This window comes from Pseudomonas sp. S3_A09 (assembly GCF_054668065.1).
Map to the genome: position 1 here is coordinate 4,698,178 of NZ_CP162752.1, position 19,536 is coordinate 4,717,713.

Annotated in this window: 32 protein-coding genes and 1 pseudogene; 15 read left to right on the top strand and 18 right to left on the bottom strand. The window is 56.3% G+C overall.

Annotation, left to right across the window (positions count from 1 at the left end; translation table 11 throughout):
- Nucleotides 1-18 precede the first annotated feature (18 nt).
- Nucleotides 19-702 (top strand): hypothetical protein, encoded by a 684-nt coding sequence (locus AB4N92_RS21985; protein WP_460128165.1) that lies wholly within the window; start codon nt 19-21, stop codon nt 700-702.
- 38 nt (nt 703-740) lie between these two features.
- On the opposite strand, the pseudogene AB4N92_RS21990 reads toward AB4N92_RS21985, so the two are convergent.
- Nucleotides 741-917: pseudogene (locus tag AB4N92_RS21990) on the bottom strand (DUF2303 family protein); the annotation flags it as partial.
- A gap of 72 nt (nt 918-989) precedes the next feature.
- Here AB4N92_RS21990 and AB4N92_RS21995 point away from each other — a divergent pair.
- A complete protein-coding gene (locus tag AB4N92_RS21995) occupies nt 990-1,355 on the top strand; it encodes a response regulator (protein ID WP_173603463.1) in 366 nt (121 codons plus the stop codon).
- Between the two features lie 132 nt (nt 1,356-1,487).
- Nucleotides 1,488-1,718: a hypothetical protein gene (locus tag AB4N92_RS22000; RefSeq protein ID WP_010211474.1), complete on the top strand. Its 231-nt coding sequence runs from the start codon at nt 1,488-1,490 to the stop codon at nt 1,716-1,718.
- Between the two features lie 316 nt (nt 1,719-2,034).
- On the opposite strand, the gene yejK is transcribed toward AB4N92_RS22000, so the two are convergent.
- Nucleotides 2,035-3,042, bottom strand: coding sequence for a nucleoid-associated protein YejK (gene yejK / locus AB4N92_RS22005; protein WP_460128168.1), 1,008 nt, complete (start codon nt 3,040-3,042; stop codon nt 2,035-2,037).
- A 104-nt stretch (nt 3,043-3,146) separates the two neighbouring features.
- Between yejK and AB4N92_RS22010 the strand changes: the two genes are divergently transcribed.
- The gene (locus AB4N92_RS22010; RefSeq protein WP_460128170.1) at nt 3,147-3,932 is read left to right on the top strand and encodes a toll/interleukin-1 receptor domain-containing protein; all 786 of its coding nucleotides are present in this window, start codon (nt 3,147-3,149) and stop codon (nt 3,930-3,932) included.
- 88 nt (nt 3,933-4,020) lie between these two features.
- On the opposite strand, the gene AB4N92_RS22015 is transcribed toward AB4N92_RS22010, so the two are convergent.
- The 8 genes from AB4N92_RS22015 to AB4N92_RS22050 form a co-directional block, all read right to left on the bottom strand.
- Nucleotides 4,021-4,506, bottom strand: a complete 486-nt coding sequence (locus tag AB4N92_RS22015) for a hypothetical protein (protein WP_460128172.1) — start codon at nt 4,504-4,506, stop codon at nt 4,021-4,023.
- A 69-nt stretch (nt 4,507-4,575) separates the two neighbouring features.
- The gene (locus AB4N92_RS22020) at nt 4,576-5,169 is read right to left on the bottom strand and encodes a hypothetical protein (protein ID WP_460128173.1); all 594 of its coding nucleotides are present in this window, start codon (nt 5,167-5,169) and stop codon (nt 4,576-4,578) included.
- Between the two features lie 7 nt (nt 5,170-5,176).
- Entirely contained in the window at nt 5,177-5,740 is a 564-nt protein-coding gene (locus AB4N92_RS22025) for a siphovirus Gp157 family protein (protein ID WP_460128176.1), read from the bottom strand.
- Nucleotides 5,737-6,480: a hypothetical protein gene (locus tag AB4N92_RS22030; protein WP_460128177.1), complete on the bottom strand. Its 744-nt coding sequence runs from the start codon at nt 6,478-6,480 to the stop codon at nt 5,737-5,739. Before AB4N92_RS22030 ends, AB4N92_RS22025 begins: the two co-directional genes overlap by 4 nt.
- On the bottom strand, nt 6,480-7,574 hold the full coding sequence (locus AB4N92_RS22035) for a hypothetical protein (RefSeq protein WP_460128178.1): 1,095 nt from the start codon (nt 7,572-7,574) through the stop codon (nt 6,480-6,482). Before AB4N92_RS22035 ends, AB4N92_RS22030 begins: the two co-directional genes overlap by 1 nt.
- Nucleotides 7,575-7,940: 366 nt before the next feature.
- Nucleotides 7,941-8,144, bottom strand: a complete 204-nt coding sequence (locus AB4N92_RS22040) for a hypothetical protein (RefSeq protein ID WP_123351017.1) — start codon at nt 8,142-8,144, stop codon at nt 7,941-7,943.
- Entirely contained in the window at nt 8,141-8,332 is a 192-nt protein-coding gene (locus AB4N92_RS22045; protein WP_460128180.1) for a hypothetical protein, read from the bottom strand. Before AB4N92_RS22045 ends, AB4N92_RS22040 begins: the two co-directional genes overlap by 4 nt.
- Complete coding sequence (locus AB4N92_RS22050) at nt 8,329-8,766, bottom strand: hypothetical protein (protein WP_460128181.1); 438 nt, start codon at nt 8,764-8,766, stop codon at nt 8,329-8,331. The genes AB4N92_RS22045 and AB4N92_RS22050 overlap by 4 nt, the downstream gene beginning before the upstream one ends.
- A 578-nt stretch (nt 8,767-9,344) precedes the next feature.
- Here AB4N92_RS22050 and AB4N92_RS22055 point away from each other — a divergent pair.
- Together AB4N92_RS22055 and AB4N92_RS22060 are read left to right on the top strand one after the other, a co-directional pair.
- Complete coding sequence (locus tag AB4N92_RS22055; protein ID WP_241912417.1) at nt 9,345-9,860, top strand: hypothetical protein; 516 nt, start codon at nt 9,345-9,347, stop codon at nt 9,858-9,860.
- Nucleotides 9,861-9,936: 76 nt separating this feature from the next.
- Nucleotides 9,937-10,140, top strand: coding sequence for a hypothetical protein (locus AB4N92_RS22060; RefSeq protein ID WP_460128182.1), 204 nt, complete (start codon nt 9,937-9,939; stop codon nt 10,138-10,140).
- Nucleotides 10,141-10,149: 9 nt separating this feature from the next.
- Here AB4N92_RS22060 and AB4N92_RS22065 read toward each other — a convergent pair whose 3' ends face one another.
- A complete protein-coding gene (locus tag AB4N92_RS22065; RefSeq protein ID WP_305437223.1) occupies nt 10,150-10,404 on the bottom strand; it encodes a hypothetical protein in 255 nt (84 codons plus the stop codon).
- A 412-nt stretch (nt 10,405-10,816) separates the two neighbouring features.
- Complete coding sequence (locus AB4N92_RS22070; RefSeq protein ID WP_460128185.1) at nt 10,817-11,068, bottom strand: DUF1654 domain-containing protein; 252 nt, start codon at nt 11,066-11,068, stop codon at nt 10,817-10,819.
- 290 nt (nt 11,069-11,358) lie between these two features.
- Between AB4N92_RS22070 and AB4N92_RS22075 the strand changes: the two genes are divergently transcribed.
- On the top strand, nt 11,359-11,616 hold the full coding sequence (locus AB4N92_RS22075) for a hypothetical protein (RefSeq protein ID WP_460128187.1): 258 nt from the start codon (nt 11,359-11,361) through the stop codon (nt 11,614-11,616).
- Nucleotides 11,617-11,683: 67 nt separating this feature from the next.
- On the opposite strand, the gene AB4N92_RS22080 is transcribed toward AB4N92_RS22075, so the two are convergent.
- The 6 genes from AB4N92_RS22080 to AB4N92_RS22105 all read right to left on the bottom strand — a co-directional run bounded on the left by AB4N92_RS22080 (nt 11,684) and on the right by AB4N92_RS22105 (nt 14,233).
- Entirely contained in the window at nt 11,684-11,902 is a 219-nt protein-coding gene (locus AB4N92_RS22080; RefSeq protein WP_460128189.1) for a hypothetical protein, read from the bottom strand.
- A 172-nt stretch (nt 11,903-12,074) separates the two neighbouring features.
- Nucleotides 12,075-12,401, bottom strand: a complete 327-nt coding sequence (locus AB4N92_RS22085) for a DUF2388 domain-containing protein (protein WP_183703709.1) — start codon at nt 12,399-12,401, stop codon at nt 12,075-12,077.
- Between the two features lie 108 nt (nt 12,402-12,509).
- Complete coding sequence (locus tag AB4N92_RS22090) at nt 12,510-12,875, bottom strand: hypothetical protein (RefSeq protein ID WP_460128191.1); 366 nt, start codon at nt 12,873-12,875, stop codon at nt 12,510-12,512.
- The gene (locus AB4N92_RS22095; RefSeq protein ID WP_460128192.1) at nt 12,865-13,170 is read right to left on the bottom strand and encodes a hypothetical protein; all 306 of its coding nucleotides are present in this window, start codon (nt 13,168-13,170) and stop codon (nt 12,865-12,867) included. The genes AB4N92_RS22090 and AB4N92_RS22095 overlap by 11 nt, the downstream gene beginning before the upstream one ends.
- A gap of 157 nt (nt 13,171-13,327) precedes the next feature.
- Entirely contained in the window at nt 13,328-13,555 is a 228-nt protein-coding gene (locus AB4N92_RS22100) for a hypothetical protein (protein ID WP_460128193.1), read from the bottom strand.
- Between the two features lie 18 nt (nt 13,556-13,573).
- Nucleotides 13,574-14,233, bottom strand: a complete 660-nt coding sequence (locus tag AB4N92_RS22105) for a LexA family protein (RefSeq protein WP_241912504.1) — start codon at nt 14,231-14,233, stop codon at nt 13,574-13,576.
- Nucleotides 14,234-14,321: 88 nt separating this feature from the next.
- On the opposite strand from AB4N92_RS22105, the gene AB4N92_RS22110 reads away from it, so the two are divergent.
- From AB4N92_RS22110 to AB4N92_RS22145, 8 genes are all read left to right on the top strand, one after another.
- Nucleotides 14,322-14,534 carry a transcriptional regulator gene (locus AB4N92_RS22110; RefSeq protein WP_042570967.1) on the top strand — a complete coding sequence of 71 codons (213 nt, stop codon included), beginning with the start codon at nt 14,322-14,324 and terminating at the stop codon, nt 14,532-14,534.
- 50 nt (nt 14,535-14,584) lie between these two features.
- Entirely contained in the window at nt 14,585-15,199 is a 615-nt protein-coding gene (locus tag AB4N92_RS22115; protein WP_460128195.1) for a hypothetical protein, read from the top strand.
- A gap of 150 nt (nt 15,200-15,349) precedes the next feature.
- Nucleotides 15,350-16,066, top strand: coding sequence for a Rha family transcriptional regulator (locus AB4N92_RS22120; protein ID WP_460130372.1), 717 nt, complete (start codon nt 15,350-15,352; stop codon nt 16,064-16,066).
- The gene (locus AB4N92_RS22125) at nt 16,063-16,977 is read left to right on the top strand and encodes a helix-turn-helix domain-containing protein (RefSeq protein WP_460128197.1); all 915 of its coding nucleotides are present in this window, start codon (nt 16,063-16,065) and stop codon (nt 16,975-16,977) included. The genes AB4N92_RS22120 and AB4N92_RS22125 overlap by 4 nt, the downstream gene beginning before the upstream one ends.
- Complete coding sequence (locus AB4N92_RS22130) at nt 16,964-17,761, top strand: hypothetical protein (RefSeq protein WP_460128198.1); 798 nt, start codon at nt 16,964-16,966, stop codon at nt 17,759-17,761. Before AB4N92_RS22125 ends, AB4N92_RS22130 begins: the two co-directional genes overlap by 14 nt.
- Entirely contained in the window at nt 17,758-18,273 is a 516-nt protein-coding gene (locus AB4N92_RS22135) for a hypothetical protein (RefSeq protein ID WP_460128201.1), read from the top strand. The genes AB4N92_RS22130 and AB4N92_RS22135 overlap by 4 nt, the downstream gene beginning before the upstream one ends.
- Nucleotides 18,270-18,875 carry a recombination protein NinG gene (locus tag AB4N92_RS22140; RefSeq protein ID WP_460128203.1) on the top strand — a complete coding sequence of 202 codons (606 nt, stop codon included), beginning with the start codon at nt 18,270-18,272 and terminating at the stop codon, nt 18,873-18,875. The genes AB4N92_RS22135 and AB4N92_RS22140 overlap by 4 nt, the downstream gene beginning before the upstream one ends.
- Nucleotides 18,872-19,417, top strand: coding sequence for a hypothetical protein (locus tag AB4N92_RS22145; RefSeq protein ID WP_460128206.1), 546 nt, complete (start codon nt 18,872-18,874; stop codon nt 19,415-19,417). The genes AB4N92_RS22140 and AB4N92_RS22145 overlap by 4 nt, the downstream gene beginning before the upstream one ends.
- Nucleotides 19,418-19,536: the final 119 nt, after the last annotated feature.

Sequence of the window (19,536 nt, forward strand, 5' to 3'; positions counted from 1 at the left end):
TAAAAGGGAGGGGGGCACATGGATTCAAAGACGAGAAAAACGGCACATGCACTCAAGTTTTTTTGGTTCTTTTCAAGTGCAAGCATTGTGGTTTCATTTGTAATTGCGATTTGTGCTTATCGCTTAAAGTTTGGCGGCGCTCTATCAGACAATTCTTCGGACTGGTCAAACTTTGGTAGCTACATGGGTGGGATCTTCGGGCCCTTGGTTTCATTTGTCACGCTGCTTGCCGTTTTGAAGACGGTTTACTTACAGCGTGAGCTTTTAGACGCTCAACGAGAAGAATTCGACCGAATGAATGCTGTCCAGCAGCAAACATTCGAAGCTCAGCTGAACCAAAACTCCTCTATTGCTGAGGACGCTAAACGCAAACGTGTTTCGGAATTCCAAGACACTGTTTTGCAGTTGTTAAATCAACAAATTTCTTTGCAGCAAGAAATCATTGAGTCGATAGAGAAATACGAAGCAAAAATACACTCGAATTCCGCTCTCCATGACTACCAAAAAACTAATGCGATGTTAAGAACAGCTAGCGAAAAGGCTAAAGTTCTTAATATAGTGACAGAACTCTCTCAGCTTTCCGTCGCTGTAGCAATGTTTGAATATAATAGCGTTGCGCAAATCAGGAGAATTGTCGTAGAAAAGCTTGATGGAGTGCTTCCTTGGTTCTCTGAACTGCCTGAAGAGCCCGGGATTCAATAGCAAAAGTTGGCAGCCCCGGCTTTGGAGCTGCCATTTGCTTATTTAGGATCAAAAGCACCACGATAGAGCGAAGCGCTGCTGCCGATCCGCTCTTGGAGTACTGCTTTGAATTCCTGGGCAATGTCTTCGCGTTGGACCTCTTCTCCAACCCAGCGCAGCTTCAGAAGTGGCTGCGAGCCGCTGGTAATGACCGACAGGCGCAGCGTGATTACTTGGTGAAAATGAGGGAACCCGCTGCTCGCCGCCGATTCATATGGGTATCCCATATAAAAAATCAGGAAACGATCATGGAGAGAGTTGTTCTTGTTGTAGAGGATGAGCCCGTGCTTCTGGAGCTGGCCCAGGAGGTTCTGGATCTTGAGGGGCTTCAGACCATTGGCGCTCCAAACGCGGATAAGGCTCGGCTGATTTTGGAATCCACGTCCAACGTTGGGCTAGTGATTACCGATATAAAGATGCCAGGGACAATTAATGGATTTGAATTGGCGTGGCTGATTTCTGAGCAATGGCCAGAGATTCCTGTCCTCGTAACATCAGGCCATCAGCGTGTTCGGGCAGACGAGCTTCCGCCAAATGCAAGATTTCTCCCAAAGCCTTGGCTTCTTGGTGATTTCATCGACCAGTCGGTTGCAATGCTTGGCGTTCAACCCTGAGCACACCGTAGCGCCTCCAGGATCGCTTACAAAAAGGTCTCCGTGTGGTCGGATAGGCCTCGCCGTCTGGCGTGATTCGTTGATATGGGGTATTACGGGTGACCGGCATGGAGCCGGATCAAGGAGGAAAGCGTGGACGAAAAGCCTTCAAACAAGCTACTTGCAGAGCAAAGCGGCCTGACCATAGCTGAAGTCGGCACGTACTTGACGGAGCTTGTGTTGCAGCCTGACGGAAGCTGGATCGCTTACTTTGGCACTGAGATCGATCGCTCGCCAGATGCTAGGTCAAAGTTGAATGCAGCACGAACGTTATTGATCCCAGCCTGGCTCGCAAAGCTTTGGGTTGATCGCGATATTGGGTAGGCGCCGTCCTCCGTTACCTGTGGTGGCAATTTGGTTTGGGTTGGAGTATTACGGGTGACCGGCATGGAGCCGGATATAGGAGAGGGTGATGTTTCCAAACGAGTGCTGCGAAAGATCAATGCAATCTTATGACGGCGACGACAACCTTGGAAATTTCCAGGTTATCGGCGGTCGTGATGCGGTGGATGAAGAGTTGCTCGTTAAGTGCAAGGATTGCCATGACGAATGGAGTAGGCGGTACCAGAAGGGTGGCACGCTGATCTGGATGAAAACGAAACAAGTTTCTCAGCCCTCATAACCGGCCCGCCAAATTGACTCAAGCACTGGCGCGCTTGAGCTGCTCCGTCAGTTGAGTTGGTAGCCCGCGCAGCGTCAGGGTGCCGCCGGCTTTGTCGAACTCGACCTTGTCACCCAGCAGGTGCGCCTCGAAGCTAATCGACATGCCCTCAGCCCGGCCGGTGAAACGCCGGAATTTGTTGAGCGTCTTCTTGTCCGGTGGCAGAGCCTCGGAAAGTCCGTAGTCCTTCGCCTTGATGAAGTCATAGAAGCTCTTCGGGCGGTCTTCGTCGATCAACTCCGACAGTTCGCCAAGGGTGATCGGCTCGCCCAGCTTGGCCTGGGCCATTGAGTAGTTGACCAGGGTGTGCGTCTTCTCGCGCGCCGATTCTTCGGGGATATCCTCGCTTTCAACAAAGTCGCTGAATGCCTTGAGCAAGGTCCGGGTTTCGCCTGGGCCATCGATCCCTTCCTGGCAACCGATGAAGTCGCGGAAGAAGTCGTTCAGCCGACGCCCCTGCTTGCCCTTCAGGTACGAGATGTATTGTTTCGACTGGCGGTTGGTCTGCCACTCGCTGATGTTGATGCGTGCGGCCAGGCGGATGTGGTCCAGGTCTAGGCGCTTCACGGTCATCAGGGCCAGTTCTTCAGTCATGGTCACGGCTTCGGTTTCCTGCACCAGGGCGATGACCAGGCAATCGGTCATGCCTTGCTGATAGTGGCAGAAGAGGGCGTGCCCACCGGTGGTGAGGTTCGACTCTTCCAACAGCTTGGTCAGGTGCTCGACGGCGATGGTGCTGAAGGCCAGGAAGTCGGTTACGCCGGCCAGGTACTTGCCGAGCCATCCGCTGAATGGGTATGCGCCTGATTCCTGGTGGAAGAACCCCCAGCCCTTGCCGACCGTGGCGTTGTAGCTTTCGTTGAGCTGGCTCATCAGATCGTCGCGGGCCTGGCTTTCGATCTGCTCGGATGCGCCCACGAACAGCACGGCCGGGCTACCGTCTGGCTTCTTGTCGATCTTGTGGATGACGCTATGGCGTACAGGCATTTCGTTTACCTCAGGTAAGCGCCGCCCTCCGTATCCGGTGGTGGCAATTTGGTTGGGGTTGGGGTATTACGGGTGACCGGCATGGAGCCGGGTCAAGGAGCGAAATGAAACTCTTCTTAAGCCACAATTCAAAAGATAAGCCTACAGTCAGGCACGTAGCCTCTTACTTAGAGGAGAAAGGATATGAGGTGTGGCTGGATGAGTGGGAGATGACGCCGGGCGATTCACTCATCTCTAAAATTTCAGAGGGTGTTGAAGGTGCTGATAAGCTTTTAGTGTTCCTGTCGCCAACTTCAATTGAATCCGAGTGGGTTAAAAAAGAAGTTAATGGCGGTCTGATAATGGAGGTGGCCGAGGAGAAGGGTCTCGGCAATAAGTTTGTAATACCTGTTTTGATTGAGGCTTGTAAGGTTCCATTCATGCTGCGCGAAAAACTCTACTCTAATTTTACGGATAAATCTTTCGAAGACGCTTGCGAGGAATTGGTCTCAGGTATCGAAGACAAAGCTAGGAGAAATAAGCTTGAGCCTTATTCAAACGCAGTAATTAAATCTTATGATTTGGGGCAGCGTAAAGATGGAAAGTTTGCGTTGATTGTTGAAGTGACCAGCAACCTTTCACCTATAAATGGATTGACGGTTGAGATTCACACGAACGGGTTCTTACACACTTCAGAGCGTATAGGCGCCTCTGGCGATATAAACCCTACTGGTGTGATAATGACAAGCTTTTCGAACACTACCACTAATTCTGATAATGTTTTTTTCTTCAGGAGATTTACAGGGCCTGAGATTAAAAAAGGAGTTAGTTATTTCGTTGAGTTTATATCAGAACAACCTGTAGTAATAAACTCCCTTGGTTATGCTGATGGATACGGCAAGAAAGTCTGATATTTAGAGTTTTTTACCTGAGGCGCGAGTTGCTGCCTAGTGTTAGGCAGTAACGCAAACTGTTGCTGGACGCAGCAATTAGGGTGGGTTATTCGTCGCCGTCGTCTTCGGCGTTCATTTGGAGTGATTCGGCAAAACCTGCTTGCCGTAATTTACGCGCCACGTTTTCAGATACGGCCATATCGTGGCGCGTAATTGCAAGCAGGTCGGCGGACTTCTCGGCGCCCAGCGAGTGAGCATGTGTGTTCAGTCGCCAGATAGTCGTTCGATCCTTTGTCTCGCCCAGGTCGGCGGTGAGCGCTGTAAGCCGTTCGCGCATCCTCTCGCGGAAGTAATGGCGGATGATGTCGGACCGTCCTTTGACCTTTGGCGGCGCCGGTGGCAGATCCTTGGCCCGGCCATTCAGCACCAGTAGCTGCACCGCTTCGCTGACTTCCTCGATCTCATGCCAGCGCATCAGTTCGTCGAGCATCTGCCGGGTTCCGTACGGGACCGTGTGCCGCAATTCCTGCTCGCCCAGTTCCTGCCGTTTCTCGGCAAGCTTGGCTGTGCGTTCCTTCTGTTCGGCTGCCATGGCCTACCTCTTCTATTCCGCTGGCCGGCAGTGAGAGCCAGGTTTGACGTTTGCGTTGCTGGATGCGGGCTATGCGGCGCATCGTTTTCCGCCAGCGCGAGACTTTGGATAGTCGATTCCGTGGGCGGCAATAATTCGGTCAAAAGTTTTGGAGCCGATAGCCAACTTCCCGCAACACTGGCGGCGGGTTATCCCCAGCTCTTTGAATGCCTTGATCCATTCTGCGAATTTTGCGTCCCGAGCCTCATCAATTAGCTTGCGCACCAAGTTTTTTGCGCCGCCTCGGGTTGGTGTCTTGAAGGTGATGTCATACCTGGCGGCGTGGTTGTAGATGAGTCGCCGACTGACACCAAGGGCGGCCGCAACTTCGGTCTGGGTGTGCGTGACGCCAAGCTGACGTATCTGCTCAACCAGCTTGAGCCGCGCCTGGGTGCGGATGTCCTCCTTGTCGAGGGGTAGGGAATCTGCTTCAACCCGGCGTCGAACGAATGGCCTGGGCGCTGGAGGCATCTGGTTGCTGTAGGTGATGGGCTTTGGCTTGTAGCCGATTGGCTCGGCCACTTCGATCTTGCCGCCGGCTGCCAGGTACTGCTCAACCTGGGCGGCCAGTTCATCCGAGGCCGGGCGCAGCGCCTCGACCAGGCTGAGGTGGTTGCTGATCATGCTGACCTCACTTGATGCGGATCGAACTGTCGCCGCGCTCCAAGTGAGCCCAGTTTGGTTCGGGAAGGAGTTCGTGTTCGGCGTCTTCCCCAGCATCCATGCGCTTGCGGACTTCGGCGTTGTGGTCGCGGATTTCTTTGAGCTTGGCGGCGATAGCCTTTTTGTCCGGAGCAATGCTCGACTTCACAGTGGTCAGTTCGTCCGGCACTGCATCTTCGTTGTCCACGATGACCCGTTCGCTGCCCATGGCCAGAGTGATGGTGAAGAGCGGCCGCTTTATCGACTTGATGTTGGCGGCTTCCATGTTGCGGCGCAGGTAATCGCTGATCTGCGACACGCTGTTGGACTTGATCCGCTTTAGTTCAGCCAGGCGCTCGATTTCGTTGTCGATGGCCGTCACGTCGCTTTCAATGTTCCGGCGCAACATGACGATGTTGTCGGCCTTGTCGTTGAAGTCACCTTGCACTTCGTCCATGGCATGCTGAAGAGCCTCTTTCAAGCCCTCATAATCGGTGTCGGCCATGGCCTGGAGCTCAGCCAGCTTGCCGGTCAGTGCGTAGAGTTGAGTCATGCTGCGTCCTCAGTCAATTTTTCCAGGGTGGCTTTACGCTCTTCGAACGCCCGGGTGATCCGCGCGATGAAAGCCGGCTCGTTACGGCGTGTTGCCTCACGAATGTATTTCACGTTCAGTGTCTTCAGCTCGTAGGCGGTTACCGCTTTGCCGATGGTCTCGACAGCCGAGGCGAGCCAGTCAATGCGCTCCTGTTTTTGGCGCAGAATTTCGGCGTCTTTGTCTTCAGCCTTCTCGATCTTGAATTCTTCGGTGATGTTGTCGACATAGGTGGGGTCGTCGAACATGCCCAGGTAAATGTCAGCTGCGAAGCCCAAGGCTTGCAGGCACTTACCGATGCCATCGGTGAGGGACTTTTTCGCCGTATCCCAGTCAGTAAGGATTTTCCCCTGCTGTAGGTATACGAATGGTGTGTGGCCGTACTGCTGGATTGTGCATTTCTGCCCGGCCTTGCCCGTGTACCAAAGCTCTACCTTTACGGTATGCACTTTCGCGCAGATCATTGGCGCTCCAGGCCACTCTTTCGTTGGCGCCTGAAGGGGCGCGCCTTCGTCAAAGCGATCTTCGAGAACTGTCCAGCCCCAGCCTTCACCGCACGGGCCAAACAGCTCTGTGGCCCGATGCATCAGGTAAGTGGGCCTGATGGCGGTACCCTTGAAACCGCCTGCGCCGGTAAATTTTTTGGTGACCTCGGGGTCGGTAGTTTCGACTTGGTCCCATATCCTGGTGTTCTCGGACATCACTTGTTCCTCCAGCCGTCAGCACGCTTGGCCAGCTCTTTGAAGGCAGCCGACGGCAGCCTGCTCATGTACTTTTTGTTGTCGCGATACCATTCTTCCAGGGCGGCTTTGGGCGTCTGGATGGCAACGATGTGGGAGACCTGCTGCTTGTACGAAGTCGAGTTTGAAACCTGAGAGTGGAAAGTCCGGCTCACCAGTACGGTGTTGGTCATTCCCTGCTTGACCAGGTTGTTCAGTTCTTCCTGGGATTGAACAGCAATGGCACCGGGGTGCTTCTGCTGGAACAACCGGTAGCAGGCCTCGCGCACAAGCTCGGTGCTGCCGTACTCCACATATTCAACGTCAGGAATGCCTTTCTCGATCTTCTCGGCCACCTCATCCAGGCGTCCGGTGTCGATCCAAGCGTTTTTCGACACCTGTTTCAGGTCCCATCCGCTGACTGTTTGGCGGTCGCGCTCAAGCTGCAGGTGTTCAGGGAGGATGTCGTAGCCGTAGGTCAGATCGGTGTCGCACACGAACAGCGTGCCGACGTAGAGCTTTCCTGGTCGGGAGGGCAGGATGTGGCCGTACTTGGTGCCGATGACGTCGCTCATGGGAGGCTGCATACGCAGGCACATGCTGCGAATCTCAGCTTCGTCATCTTCGGTGAGGCCAGACACGATGAATTCCACGCCCTGATTCTGCCGGTGCGCTGGAGTCTCATTGATGCACAGCACCTCAGCGTCGAACTGGTCGCTATGTCGGAACTCAGGCACCCATTGTTTATTGCCGTTTAGGACCTTCACGTCGTAGCCGTTGCGAGTCAGTACCAGCAGGGCGATCTTGTAGCCTTCGCCGAAACTTCCGATGGCATCCGAACGGTCAGCCTTGGAAGTGCTGCCCAGCACCAGCGTGCTGGCTTCCAGCCTTGCGAAGCGGCTGGTGATGAACAGCTGGCCGTCAGCAAAGGCGTATTCGAAAGGTGACTCACTATCCAGGGCGTTCTGCACCAGCTCCCGGATGGCCTCTTTCAGGCCCCAGTGGCGGACATAATCGCGGGACAGGGGAAGTTCGTAGGATTTGGAACGGATGCGATCTGCAATTGCTGCGAGCATGACTATCTCCCGCGCCATCCTTGCGGGGCGCTGTGCGGAATAATTTATTGGGTGATCAGGCCGCCGAGGGCGGACCCCAAGAAAACGATGGTGAGGAAGGTCAGACCAACGATGGCCGACAGAGCGCGGATGGCGCGGCGCCGGTGCCGCTGGCGGGTGGTCATAGCGACCGCTGCGTCTGGGCTTGGCGCGTAGGACCGAAAGCCATGTTCCAGCGCGAAACGTGGCGCTGGTGTGGTGTTGCATCGGCGCCCGGGTAGACCTCTTGCCCACAGCTCGGGCATTTGGCTTGATCATCACAAATCGCCACCCGGCAGCACCGCGTGAACATTGTGCTGTTCGTGGGGGAGCAGAGAAATACGCTGATCATGCCTTCACCTCGTAAGCGACAGTCCACTCACCGCACAGGCAGGCCCTGCCGCTCCAGGCGTGAACATTGGGTATGCCGGCGTCATGTGCCAGCGAAAGAGCGCCCAGCCACTTGGTGTGGGTGAAGGCCAGGATCATTCTGTCGGCGGGTAGCTCCTCGATTTGCTCGTCGATCAGCGATTTCACTATTGGCGTGGTCATGCAGCCTCCTTGCGGTGCCTGGTGATTTTCAGCAAGCGCTTGCAGTAGTGGTTGAATTCATCGACGGTGATTGCGTCGCCGGTGAGCATGTTGGTGATCATCCGCACCACGACGGCTTGGGCGCCTGGCTCGCTGCTGGGATGCTCAAGCGCTTCAAGCGCCTCATCGATCAGGATGTGCGGGCTCATAGGTATGCATCCACGTCGTCTTCGCGCTCTTCCCGTTCCGCTGCTACAGCGTCTTCGGCGTAGGGTCTCAGCAGCGCCACAGCGATCTTCTCGACCGCTTCAATCGGGCGCTGCTGGCCCAGTAGGTCGGCTGCGTGGGACCGGGCATCGCTCTGGCTGCCGAGCATTGCCGACAGCAGCAGGCGGGCAAACGAATCACGCTGGTCCAGGCCGTCGATCTGGCGCTGGTTCAGGTGGCCCTGCAAGACCGTGCAGAACCGGTCGAACGTCACCACCTGCGGCTGGCCGTAGCGGCGCTTCCACTTGATGTCGACGCCGCACACCAGGCGCTCTGCCGAATGCTCAAGCCAGTCCGTCACCTCATCGCCGTCGCTGAACTCTGGAGGCAACTGAGCGTCGTAACGCTCCTGGCATATCTTCAATGCTGCGTTCATGGTCGCCTCCAAAGTGGCGGGTTGTTCACCTGTATTCGTCAACACTCATGCCTCCCGCTGGTTGCCGATGGGCGCGGGGGAGGAGTGCTGACGTAATAGAGGTGGGGAAGGGTGCAGGCGCCCGGCACTGCCCGGGATGTGTCGAGTCTGGCCAGCTATGCCCTCGGACTCGCCTGCGGTGTTCTTCTTCATTCGGGTTAGGCCTACCTTTCGGCTGATGCGCGGTGACATCGACGACCCTGCTTTCCGCTGCCTGTTAGGGTATTGGGCGAAGCCTTGAGGCTTGCTACGCCACGCGGGTGAATCGTTGATCTACTTCATGGCCGTATCTCCTGTTGTTCGCTGACTGGGCAGGCAGTGGCCACCTATCGAAGCTGCATTGGAATGTCGGTCCTGACTGTGACGATTGGCTGCGTCCGGGTGTATCGCATTGCTCGCCAATCCAGCTCAGCTTTTTTCATGACCCGCCGACATTCCGATACAGCCTCTTCAGGGAGCTCATCTTGTTTGAAATAAGTGGCAACAGTTACAAGGCTGTGCCAGCATCCGGCCACAGACTTTTGCAAGGAAGCTGAACAATGCTCGATGCTCTGGAAGGCACGCCACTCTGGGTTTACGGCGCATTTCTTTTGGTCTGCTACTACGGTTTTAGTGCCAGGAAAACCAGTCGTGAAAGTCAGCGGTCGCTGATCATCACACCGGTTGTTTTGGTGGTCTGGTCACTCCTTTCTCTCAGCTACGCGGAGCGCGTTGAGTTGACCGTGGGCAGTTGGGCCACGGGAATGCTTTTAGGTGGCTTAGTCGCATTTGCACTATTTCCTCGACGCGGACTGACTTTGGACGAGGGGGGCAAGCACCTGATCGTTCCTGGGACATGGAAAGTTCTTGGTATCTCGCTTCTCTTTTTTGCCGTGAAATACTTCATCGGTTATCAAGCTGCCGTACATCCAGAATTCTCGGCCACTGTGGAAATGCTCGTCCTTGCTGGTGCCGCATCAGGGTTTACGGTCGGCTTGTTCTGCGGACGCACGGGTGTCTTCTACTTGGCGTGGCATGCACTTCGAGATGTCCATGAAAACAAACGCACTATCTGAACTCGCTCCTTGATAGCTCGACGCGCTCTCTTAGAGAGGATCGGGCGGCCGCCTTGCAGTCGGCCGCCGTCATTCGATGACCGCCTTCGCATTCAACGACGCTAACGCCGCTGGTGTATCCATGCTCAGCGTTGAGCCTGTTTGCCTCATGGAGGCAGGCGGCCAGGCTGTCATCGGCAAATACCTGCAGTTCGCCGCGCTGGGTGATGTGAATGACTTTGTTCACGGTCCTGCTCCGGTGGTTTTCCCGCTGCCCACCGCTCTGGATGGGCATCAGTGAAAAGGTCCGTCATGCTGCGAACAGCTCTTGCTGGTGAAGCTGAGGCGTGCAGCGCTGGACTCCAGCTCGTATGGCTGATTCCAGCAGTTCGGCGTCTTGCTCAAGCTCAGGGAATTGCCCGGCAAATTCGCTAACCGCGCTGCGCAGCCCGGCTGCCTCACGCTGCAGAGCTGGAATCACTATGCTGATCATGTTGCCGATCGTGCGCAGATCCAGGCTGCATTCCCGGCAAAGCCGGATGTAGTCGAGCATGTACTTCGGCATTTCATTTACTCCCGGTTGTCATCCCAAAGCCCGCTCGTTGAACGGGCTTCAGTGATGCTTTCCGCCGTGACCCGCTACTGGCGTCGGTCACCGGCTTGAATCAAATGTTCTTCCAGCCGCGGGCCTTTCGGCTTGTTCTCCCGCTGGATAACTGTTCTTGGCGCTTTACGCTGCACGCCCGGGTCAGTTGCCAACCCTTTGAACCGTTTAGGCCGGTTCATCGCTGCCTTTGAATCTGGGCCGGTATTGATCCGGCAGGGGGTGTAACCAAAGAGCGGCGGGCGGAGGCCCTTCGCAGTGGCTGTGTGTCGCTGCGATGGAATGAATATAAGTGAGCTTATTTTATTCGTCAATAAGCAGGCTTATATATTTTCCTGCGGGCGATAAAAAGCCCGCTCAGCGGCGGGCTCTTTCACAAGTCACAGTATTCTCGCCAACCGATCCTTACGGTGTCGCCGTTCAAGCTCTCGATGCGAATGCCGGCGGTATCTCCGATCTCCTGGATGACCTGGTGCCAGGCCTCGGAGCTTTCGTCCTCTCGCCTAGAGACGACGACGGCTTGCACCTTTTGCACGCCTGGGGCGGCAATGATGCGCTGTAGACGGCGACCTACAAGCTCGTAGGAATTACGTTGCTTTGCCGAGGGGTAGGGTGCCTGGATCATGCTTCGCTCCTTGCGATAACTGTATGAATGAACAGTATTCTTGCTGGCAAATATTGGCAAGAGGGCAACAAGAAGTTTCATGCATAAATGCATATTTCTGTTGCCGGAGAGTTTTGGGGCAGGGTCGCGTCAGGCAAATTCGCAGGTATAGAGAAGCTCGCTCACTGACTGGCCTGGATAGAAAGCCAGTAGCGACCCAAGTAGGAGCGTAGTACGGTCCGCTTTCAACAAGTTGCCCGGTCCGTCGCTTGGTAGACCACGGAGCGGGACAGTCATGGCATGGAGGTCAAATGGACGTTACTCGACAGGTCAAGAAAGAAGAATTGGATGCAGCCTTGGTAGCGTTTGCCCGTTACAAAATCGGGGAGATAAGAATCTTCGACCTGGAGCAGGCAATGAGCTTTGAAGTAGGCGAGGCCCTATCCAGAAGCGGGCTGGTCAGGTTTTCAATTGCGAAGATGGTGTCCGGTCGTTATCGCATCAGCGATGAAGGGGAGAATGCGATCACAGATGCCGGTCGAGATCGCCTCAAGGTGATCCGAGGATGACGCGGCTTTTTGGCGAAGGATAGGCAGCAAGAGCCCGCTCAATGGTGGGCTCAGATCGGGTAGGGCGTCAGTTTGACCCCTGGGCTTTCAACCTGGCTAAGCCCTGTTTGATGTGCCCGGCATTCTCGCCGATCGCCTCCAAAGCGCCACGTACGTTGCCGCCGACCTCAGCATTGCCTTGTCCTTCGATGAGCAGCGTAAACTCCATTAGTGCAGCCTCCAGGGCGAGTTGGTTCTCATAGATTCGCTCAAGGGTGTCTGGGAGTGAATATTCGGTATGGGGCATAGCTTTGGCTCCAGTCATTGATGCTGGAAGAGTAGTCGACGGCTGCTTGGGAGCGCGAGCAAATCGCAGACAAAGAAAAGCCCGCGATGGGGAGTAGCGGGCTTAAAGGATGTTCTCTAGGAGCTGTAGTAACCATAAGCGCCCGACTGTGAAAGGGATGTGAAATGTGTGCTCAGTAGGACGTCGCGATTGCCTTGGCGAGTTGCATATCGGACATGAGGGGCGACCTATAGCTCAATCGATAGTGTCGAGATGCTTGCTCAAACTGGGCGCCGCGAATCTCTCCGTCCGAACCGATGAACGTCAGGGCGTCGGTCTTGGCTGACTTGAAAACCTTCGGCGGCTCGGTCGTGAGGGATGTGGTTGCGCCAATTAAAATGGTTGGCGCGGAGATTGTGAGAAATATCGCGGCAGCGATAGGGTTGGCGCCATCACCTGATACGGCCTGCGTGCTGACCGATGCCAGTAGGGCGATCGCCAGGGTCTTCCATGAGTCCATTCTTCGTTGCTTCCATTGCGTCCAGGGAGCGCCACAATAGCAGAGCAGGGCGCTTGCCAGAAACAAGAAGCCCGGCGCTGGGCCGGGCTCGCGAATGCCGAAAGGCCTTTAGTGTATGAACTTGGCGGCGGTAAAAGCGATAGCTGCAAGCCCTGTCGCTACCCCTACAAACTTCCAAGTCTGCTCATTAATCGTCTTATGAAAAGAAACGGCAAGGTCCTGAATATCTTTGCTACTGGCACGAACAAACGATGAGAGATCGTCTTTTGAGACCAGATTGGAAATATCGACTTTCGTGGCCATATGCGATTCAATTCCGTCCAGGCGCATCTCCACGCGCACAAGCTTCTCCCGAATATCTTGGGATGCTTTTTCAAGTGCTACTACGCGAGCTTCCATTGTGTCGCCTCCAGGTGGTAGGCCTGATCCATCAGATTTGCCTGAGCGAAACCCCACGACATTATCATTTGCCATTCTTAGCTCCATTATGGTCGCCCATGATTATCCTTGCCATGGTTATTGCATTCAGGAACCTGGTGTTTCCACACCTAGCGCATGTCACGGGGACGTATACGAGACCAAGCTCTTCATCTTTGAATAGCGGGTGAGCAATGAAGGCAACGTCATCTTCAGTTTTTTCTACCTTGAAGTGTTCATGGCCGCATGCTTCACATGGCCTGTTGCACTTCATGAGATCTAAATAGCGCTCGACCTGGTCCGCTTTTAGCGTTAGCGCTTCGTCTATTCCTATATCATCATCGGTCTTCATTTGTGCTCCTTGATGGAGGCCAAACAGATCGGCACTCCCTTTTACCCTCTCCTATTGTTGGCCCTGCAAAGGTCACAGCATCGATCAGTAAAACGTCTGCAGCGCCTGAACAAAAAAACCGCGGATTTATAGTTGCCCTCCACGCCATACCACGCGCCTATTCGTGCGTGCTCCGATTTATCTGCCCCGCCTTCACCTCATTCGCATACCCCACCAGCCTGTCGGCTTCCTCATAAAGCGTACCTACTAACCCCGCCAGGGCTATGGCGTCTGCATCGCTGAGTTTTTCTGCGAGCTTACCTAGGTCGATACAGGACTCCTCAAGGTTTGAGGCGATCGCCTTGAGATCGCGGCGCAGTTGCTGGTTTGGCTTCGTGAGGGACATTGGGCCTCCTGAAAAGCATCAGTAAAACTTCTGCAGTGCCTGTACAACCACGCCCACTATCCGACAGTTCTCGTCTACTGCCTCTATCGGGTAACTCGGATTCAGCGGTTTCAGGAACAGCCGGCCGCCATCGCTGACGAGCTTCTTGAATGTCGCTTCGTTGCTGTCCGGCAGCTTGGCCACCACCAGCTTACCTGGCGCAACCTCGGCCTCGGTGTCCACCAGGATTAGCGTGCCTTCGGTGATGCTCTGGCCGGCGGGCGCTGTCATCGAGTCACCTTTGACTGTCAGCCAAAACGCTGGGCCTTTGGAGTCGTACTCCGAAAATGCGTAGGTGTCCGAGATTCCAGCCGGGTAGGGCTCTACTGCTTCCGCCCAGGCGCCGGCGGCAACCCAGCTCACTACCGGATAGCGGAATGATTTGGTGGGCTGCGCCGCAATAGAGATATTTGACTCTGTAGCGCTCACACCTGTCATTGGCCCGGTATTTTCGGAGAGCCAAATAGCGTTCACACCACACACATGGGCGATCTTCGGCAAGTGTGCGCTTTGAAGGTTTTTCCCGGTCTCCAGCTGGGAGATTACCGGTTGCTCAACACCCACTTTTAAGGCGAGCGCCTTCTGCGTCAGCTTGGCGTGGTTGCGTGCGGCTTTGATTCGTTCGGCGAGTGTGCTCATCAGCTGAAATTTATAAGTTCCCTTATCGGCTTGCAAATAAGTGTCCTTCTACTTAGGATATAAGCAGGCTTATCAGGAGGGTGCTCTTATGACCCCTATCGAAAGGCTCGTCGACTTCTTCGGCGGGCAAACCAAAACCGCTATAGCGCTCGACGTTTCTCAAGCCGCAGTTTCGTACTGGGTTGCCGGGATTCACCCGATGCGCGCCGAAAAGGCTTTCAAGGCAGAAGAGTTGACCGGTGGAAAAATCACTGCTCGCGAGCTGTGTATTCCCCAAAAGGGCGCCCAGTCCGCCGCCTGACATCCCTGTCCGCCGTTCCATTGAAGCCAGGTTAGAAGAGAGCAGTCCCCATGCAAACGTCCAGTTCCAGACACACCGTACAAACCCGTGATCAGGTGCTGGTCGCCCACGCAGCAAACCAGATCGCCCGCACCAGCCTGAGCCAGGACGACTTCGCCCAGGCGCTAAGCCGCGAGCTGTACCTGTCGATCCCTGATCGCGCCAAAGAGAAGGTCGTCCCTGATTTCAATTCGCCCCAACTGACCGGCGACGTGAGTGAGTTCGTGAAGGCGACCGGCCGCTGGCTCAAGCGTGTACAGCGCTGGCTGAACGGCGATCAGGAAATGCCGTCATGGCTGGAAGAGTCGTGGGTCAACGCCCTTGAGCCTGAATACCGCGATCACTGTCTGAACGAGCTGGCGAGCCGACACGGCTTGACCGGTGCCCGCCAGATGACCAGCGAACAATGTGCGAACAAAAGCTTCGGTGCTTTGATCCGTGCTCTGGGTGATGTGATTGACACCGGCAGCGAAGTGTTTGACGACCAAGTGATGTGCGAGCAAGACCTGCCGCACTTGCCGGCCTTCGCCAAGCAGTGCCGTCAGGTTGAAGCGAAGGCGGGGGAGTTGCGCCGCAAGGCTGAAGCATTGATCAACGGCAAGCCTGCACTGAAATCCATCGCCTGAATTCCAGGCACAAAAAAGCCGACGTACGAGGTCGGCTTTTTCTACAGCGGTAAACAACTGGAGCGAATCATGCACCAACACACCGAATCGATCAATAGCCCCAACAATCTCGTGCCACGTTTCTCGCAATCACAAAACGTGGCGCGGACAATGTCGTCACGAGAAATATCCGAACTTTTGGATGCTCGCCACGATAACGTGAAGCGCACCATTGAGCGCCTCTCCGAAAAGACCGTGGTGAGGTTTACTGCATCGGAGGAAACCTCTCATGACGGGCCTGGATCAAGGCCTATGACGGTATACCTGGTCAACAAGCGGGACAGTTTCATTATTGTCGCTCAGCTCAGCCCTGAGTTCACGGCAGCGCTGGTTGATCGCTGGCAGGAACTGGAAGCTCAGGTGGTAAGCCCTCAACAACTGACCACCCTCGAAATCCTGAACATTGCCATGGAGTCTGAAAAGGCCCGCTTGATGCTCACCGCCCAGGTCGAGCAGCAGGCCACGAAGATCCATTCCTTGGAGAACCTCTTCAAGGAAGGCATGACCCACACCCAGTTCTGCAAGGGCCTCAATGGCGTCAACGTAATGCAGGTGGGGAATTACCTGGAAGCACGGAGTTGGCTCTACAACGAGAGCAAGTCCGGCACCCGCCACCGTGTTGGCTCGTACGCCCGCGACAAGTACATGACCGAGCACCAGGTCGAAGTCACCCCGCACGGCAAAGACCCGTTTATCTCCTATACGCCCGTTCTGCTGAAGAAGGGCGCCGCACGCCTCTACGACCTGTACCTGGCCGGCGAGCTGCCCATGAAGAAGACCTGGGACGGCCTGTTCACCCATGACAAAGCAATGCGAGGTGCCGCGTGAGCATGGGCCTTATGGTCGCCGCGATGAAACTTCGCGTCGGAAACCCATTGCGCAAGCTGGTGCTGATCAAGCTGGCCGACAACGCGAGCGACGTAGGCGAGTGCTGGCCGTCCTATCAGCACATCGCAGACCAGTGCGAGATCAGCAAGCGCTCTGTCATGAACCACATCACTGCTTTGTGTGAGGCGGGGCTGTTGCGCAAGGAGATCCGGAAGGGTGGCCCGAAGGGGAATTCGTCAAACGTTTACTTCCTCACTCTCGACGGTGGTGGTGCACCTCCTGCACCAGGGGTAGTGCAGCAGGTTCACCCGGGTGGTGCAGCAGGTTCACACCCTAGTGAATCTCCTGCACCAGGGGGTAGTGCAGCAGCTGCACCCAGAATCAGTAACTCTCTTGAACCAGTCATGGAACCGGTCATTGAACCAATTACGCCCCATGCTACCGCCAAGGTCGTGACGGGACAGGTCGTGCCATTCGTTCCCCAGCAACCACGAGTTGAGATTCCCGCCGACATGCCGGGGCCGAAAGACCAGACCTGCAAAACCTTTAAGGTCTGGGCGAACTACGCCATGGCCTACCGCAAGCGTTACGGCGCCTGGCCGGTGTGGAACGCAAAGATTGGCAAGCAGATGGCGCTGCTGGTTGACCGCCTTGGTGCGGACGTCGCCCACCACGTCGCCGCCCACTTCCTGAAAGCCAGCGATGCCGCCGTTCTGCGTAAGTGCCACAGCGTCAACGAGCTGCTGGTCAACGCCGAGAGCTATCACACGCAGTGGGTGACCGGGCAGCGCATCAACGGCACAACTGCCCGCCAGATGGAGCGGACGGAAGCGAACCACTCCGCAGCGGAGCAGGCAGCCCAGATGGTTCTGGCCAAACGCCAAGCAGGTGACCGCAATGAATACCTTTGAAATGAATGACCAGCAGGTTGCCGGGCTGGCCGCTGCCATCTGCGCAACTGCCGAGGCCATGGGCCAGGAAATGAATCCGGGGACCGCCGCGATGATGGCCGAAGACCTCTGTGCCTACCCGGTGCCTGTCGTCAAGGCGGCGCTGAAGGCGTGCCGCTTCGAAGTGAAGGGCAAGCTGGCTATGGCCGACATCCTGCAACGTGTCCAGACATCCGACGGTCGTCCAGGCAAGGACGAGGCCTGGGCCATCGCCATGACCACCAACGACGAGTTTGAAACGGTGGTGCTGACCGACGAGATCCAGCTGGCTTTGGCCGCTGCGAAACCCATCTTGGATGGCGGCGACAAAATCGGTGCGCGCATGGCGTTCATCGACGCCTACCAGCGGTTCGTGGGTCAGTCCCGCGAGGACGCGAAGCCAGTCAACTGGCACGTATCCGTAGGCTTCGACGCCAACCGCCGTATCCAGGCTGTGACCAAGGCGATGGAGCTGAAGCGCATTCCTCGTGAGCACGGCCAGAAGTACCTAGCAGACCTTAGTGTCGAGCCTGTCACCGAAGACGGACGCGCTATCGCCGGTCTGCTCACTGGCAACGTTACCCGGCCAGAGCCGGTGATCCGCGAGAAGCTGGAGCTGGTGAAGAACTCGATGATGGAAATGCGGAAGGCCAGTGCTGAGCGGAAAACCGAAATGCGGATTGATGCGGCAAATGAGTTGGCGGATCGCAGGGCTCTGCTGATCAAGCAGGCCCAAGATTTGGAAGCGAAGAGGGCGGCGCAATGACCAAGTCAGCAAAACCTCGCCCAATGCCCGTATACCTGGTTCTGCGCCGCCTTGTAGATCCCGCCACCGGCAAGGACGTGGCCGCGTTCGTGCCGTCCTCCGACGCAGACCGGTCGATCCTGCGGGAGCGGGATTTCCGGATCAACACGAAGATCCGCGCCGACCTCAAGCAGCCACGCAACCCACGGTTCAACGGCTTGGTCCACGGCCTGGGCCGGGTGCTGAGCCAGAACATCGATCGGTTTTCCGGGAAGCAATCGCATGATGCGATCAAGACCCTGCAGTTGGAGTCGGGCGTGTACTGCGACGAGGAATTGTTCGACATCCCTGGCCTGGGCCAGCTCACCCGCAAGATCCCCCGCAGCCTTTCCTACGACTCGATGGGGGAGGAGACATTCCAAGACTTCTGGCGGCAGTGCTGCGCGTACCTGGTGCTGCATGACTGGCCAACGCTCACAGAAGAGCGCCTGACCGAAATGGCCGAGTTCGAAGCATTCAAGGAGGCTGCATGACGATTGAGCGCAAGCCGCCCAAGCCAAAGAGGTGCCGTGTCGCAACGTGCAGGGCCTCATTCGTGCCTGCGCGCCTGGGCCAGGCCGTATGCAGTCCGAAGTGCGCACTCGTCGACGGGCCGCGCCACGCGCCGAAGGCCCGCAAGGCCCTGGACCAGATCGAGCGCGCCGAGATCAAGGTCCGCAAGGAGAAGCTGAAGAGCAGGGCGGACCACCTGCGCGAAGCCCAGGCCGCAGTTAACGAGTACGTACGCCTGCGTGATGCGCACCTGCCGTGCATCAGCTGCGACTCGACGCCGAACGACAACGACCTCATGACCGGCAGCCGGTGGGACGCCGGGCACTACCGATCAGTCGGCGCCTGCCCAGAGCTGCGTTTCGAGCCGCTGAACATCCACCGGCAGTGCGTGAAGTGTAATCGCAACCTGTCCGGCAATGCCGTGGAGTACCGCATCCGCCTGGTGCTGCGCATCGGCGCCGAGAAGGTGGCTTGGCTGGAGGGGCTACACCCGCCCTGCAAGTACACCGTGGAAGAGATCAAGGCCATCAAGGCCAAATACCGGGCAAAGACCAGAGAACTGAAAAAAGGTGAAGCCGCATGACCTATCGCAACGTTGTTTCAGCAGTAGTTCGAGCCCTCGCGGCCGAAACCATCAGTTCCGCCGGCGGCTGCGACTTTGAGCCGAAGGTGCAATGTGCCAAGCAGAAGGGGGAGATTGTCGGCAAGGAGGCAGCATTTCTGCAGGACTGCTGGGTGTTCGGTCGGCTACATAAGACGTTGACCCCGGCTCACTGGCGGGTGCTCGTTGCGAAGTACTCAACGCATCAGGAGCACAAGCACGACGCCATTCTTGAGCTGCTTAACTCGGTGTGCACGCCGGCGCCGAAACGCTTCCGGGAATGCGCTGTGCTGACCTGGGCCATTCCGCAAGTGGCAGGGGCCGAGGGCAAGCGCTCCGCCGCGGTGCTGCCGGCTGCCTGGTACGACATAGCCAACTGGGATAACGACGGCAAGCCGGAATCGACTCGTTATCGGTGGCGGTCTTCCATACGAAAAGCTTTGGATCGTCAGATGAATGATGCGCTGGTGGCCGCTCAAGAGCTCCTTGACGCGGAGGGGCTAATTGAGACGTTCGCTGCATAATAAATTGCCGCGGCGATGAACTGGAAAGGTGGCCTATATGACCCCAGCTTTGTGAGATGGGCGGGAGCTGGAAACGAGCTTCCCGCCGACAAGTTCTAATGAATTAAAAGGACTCAGTA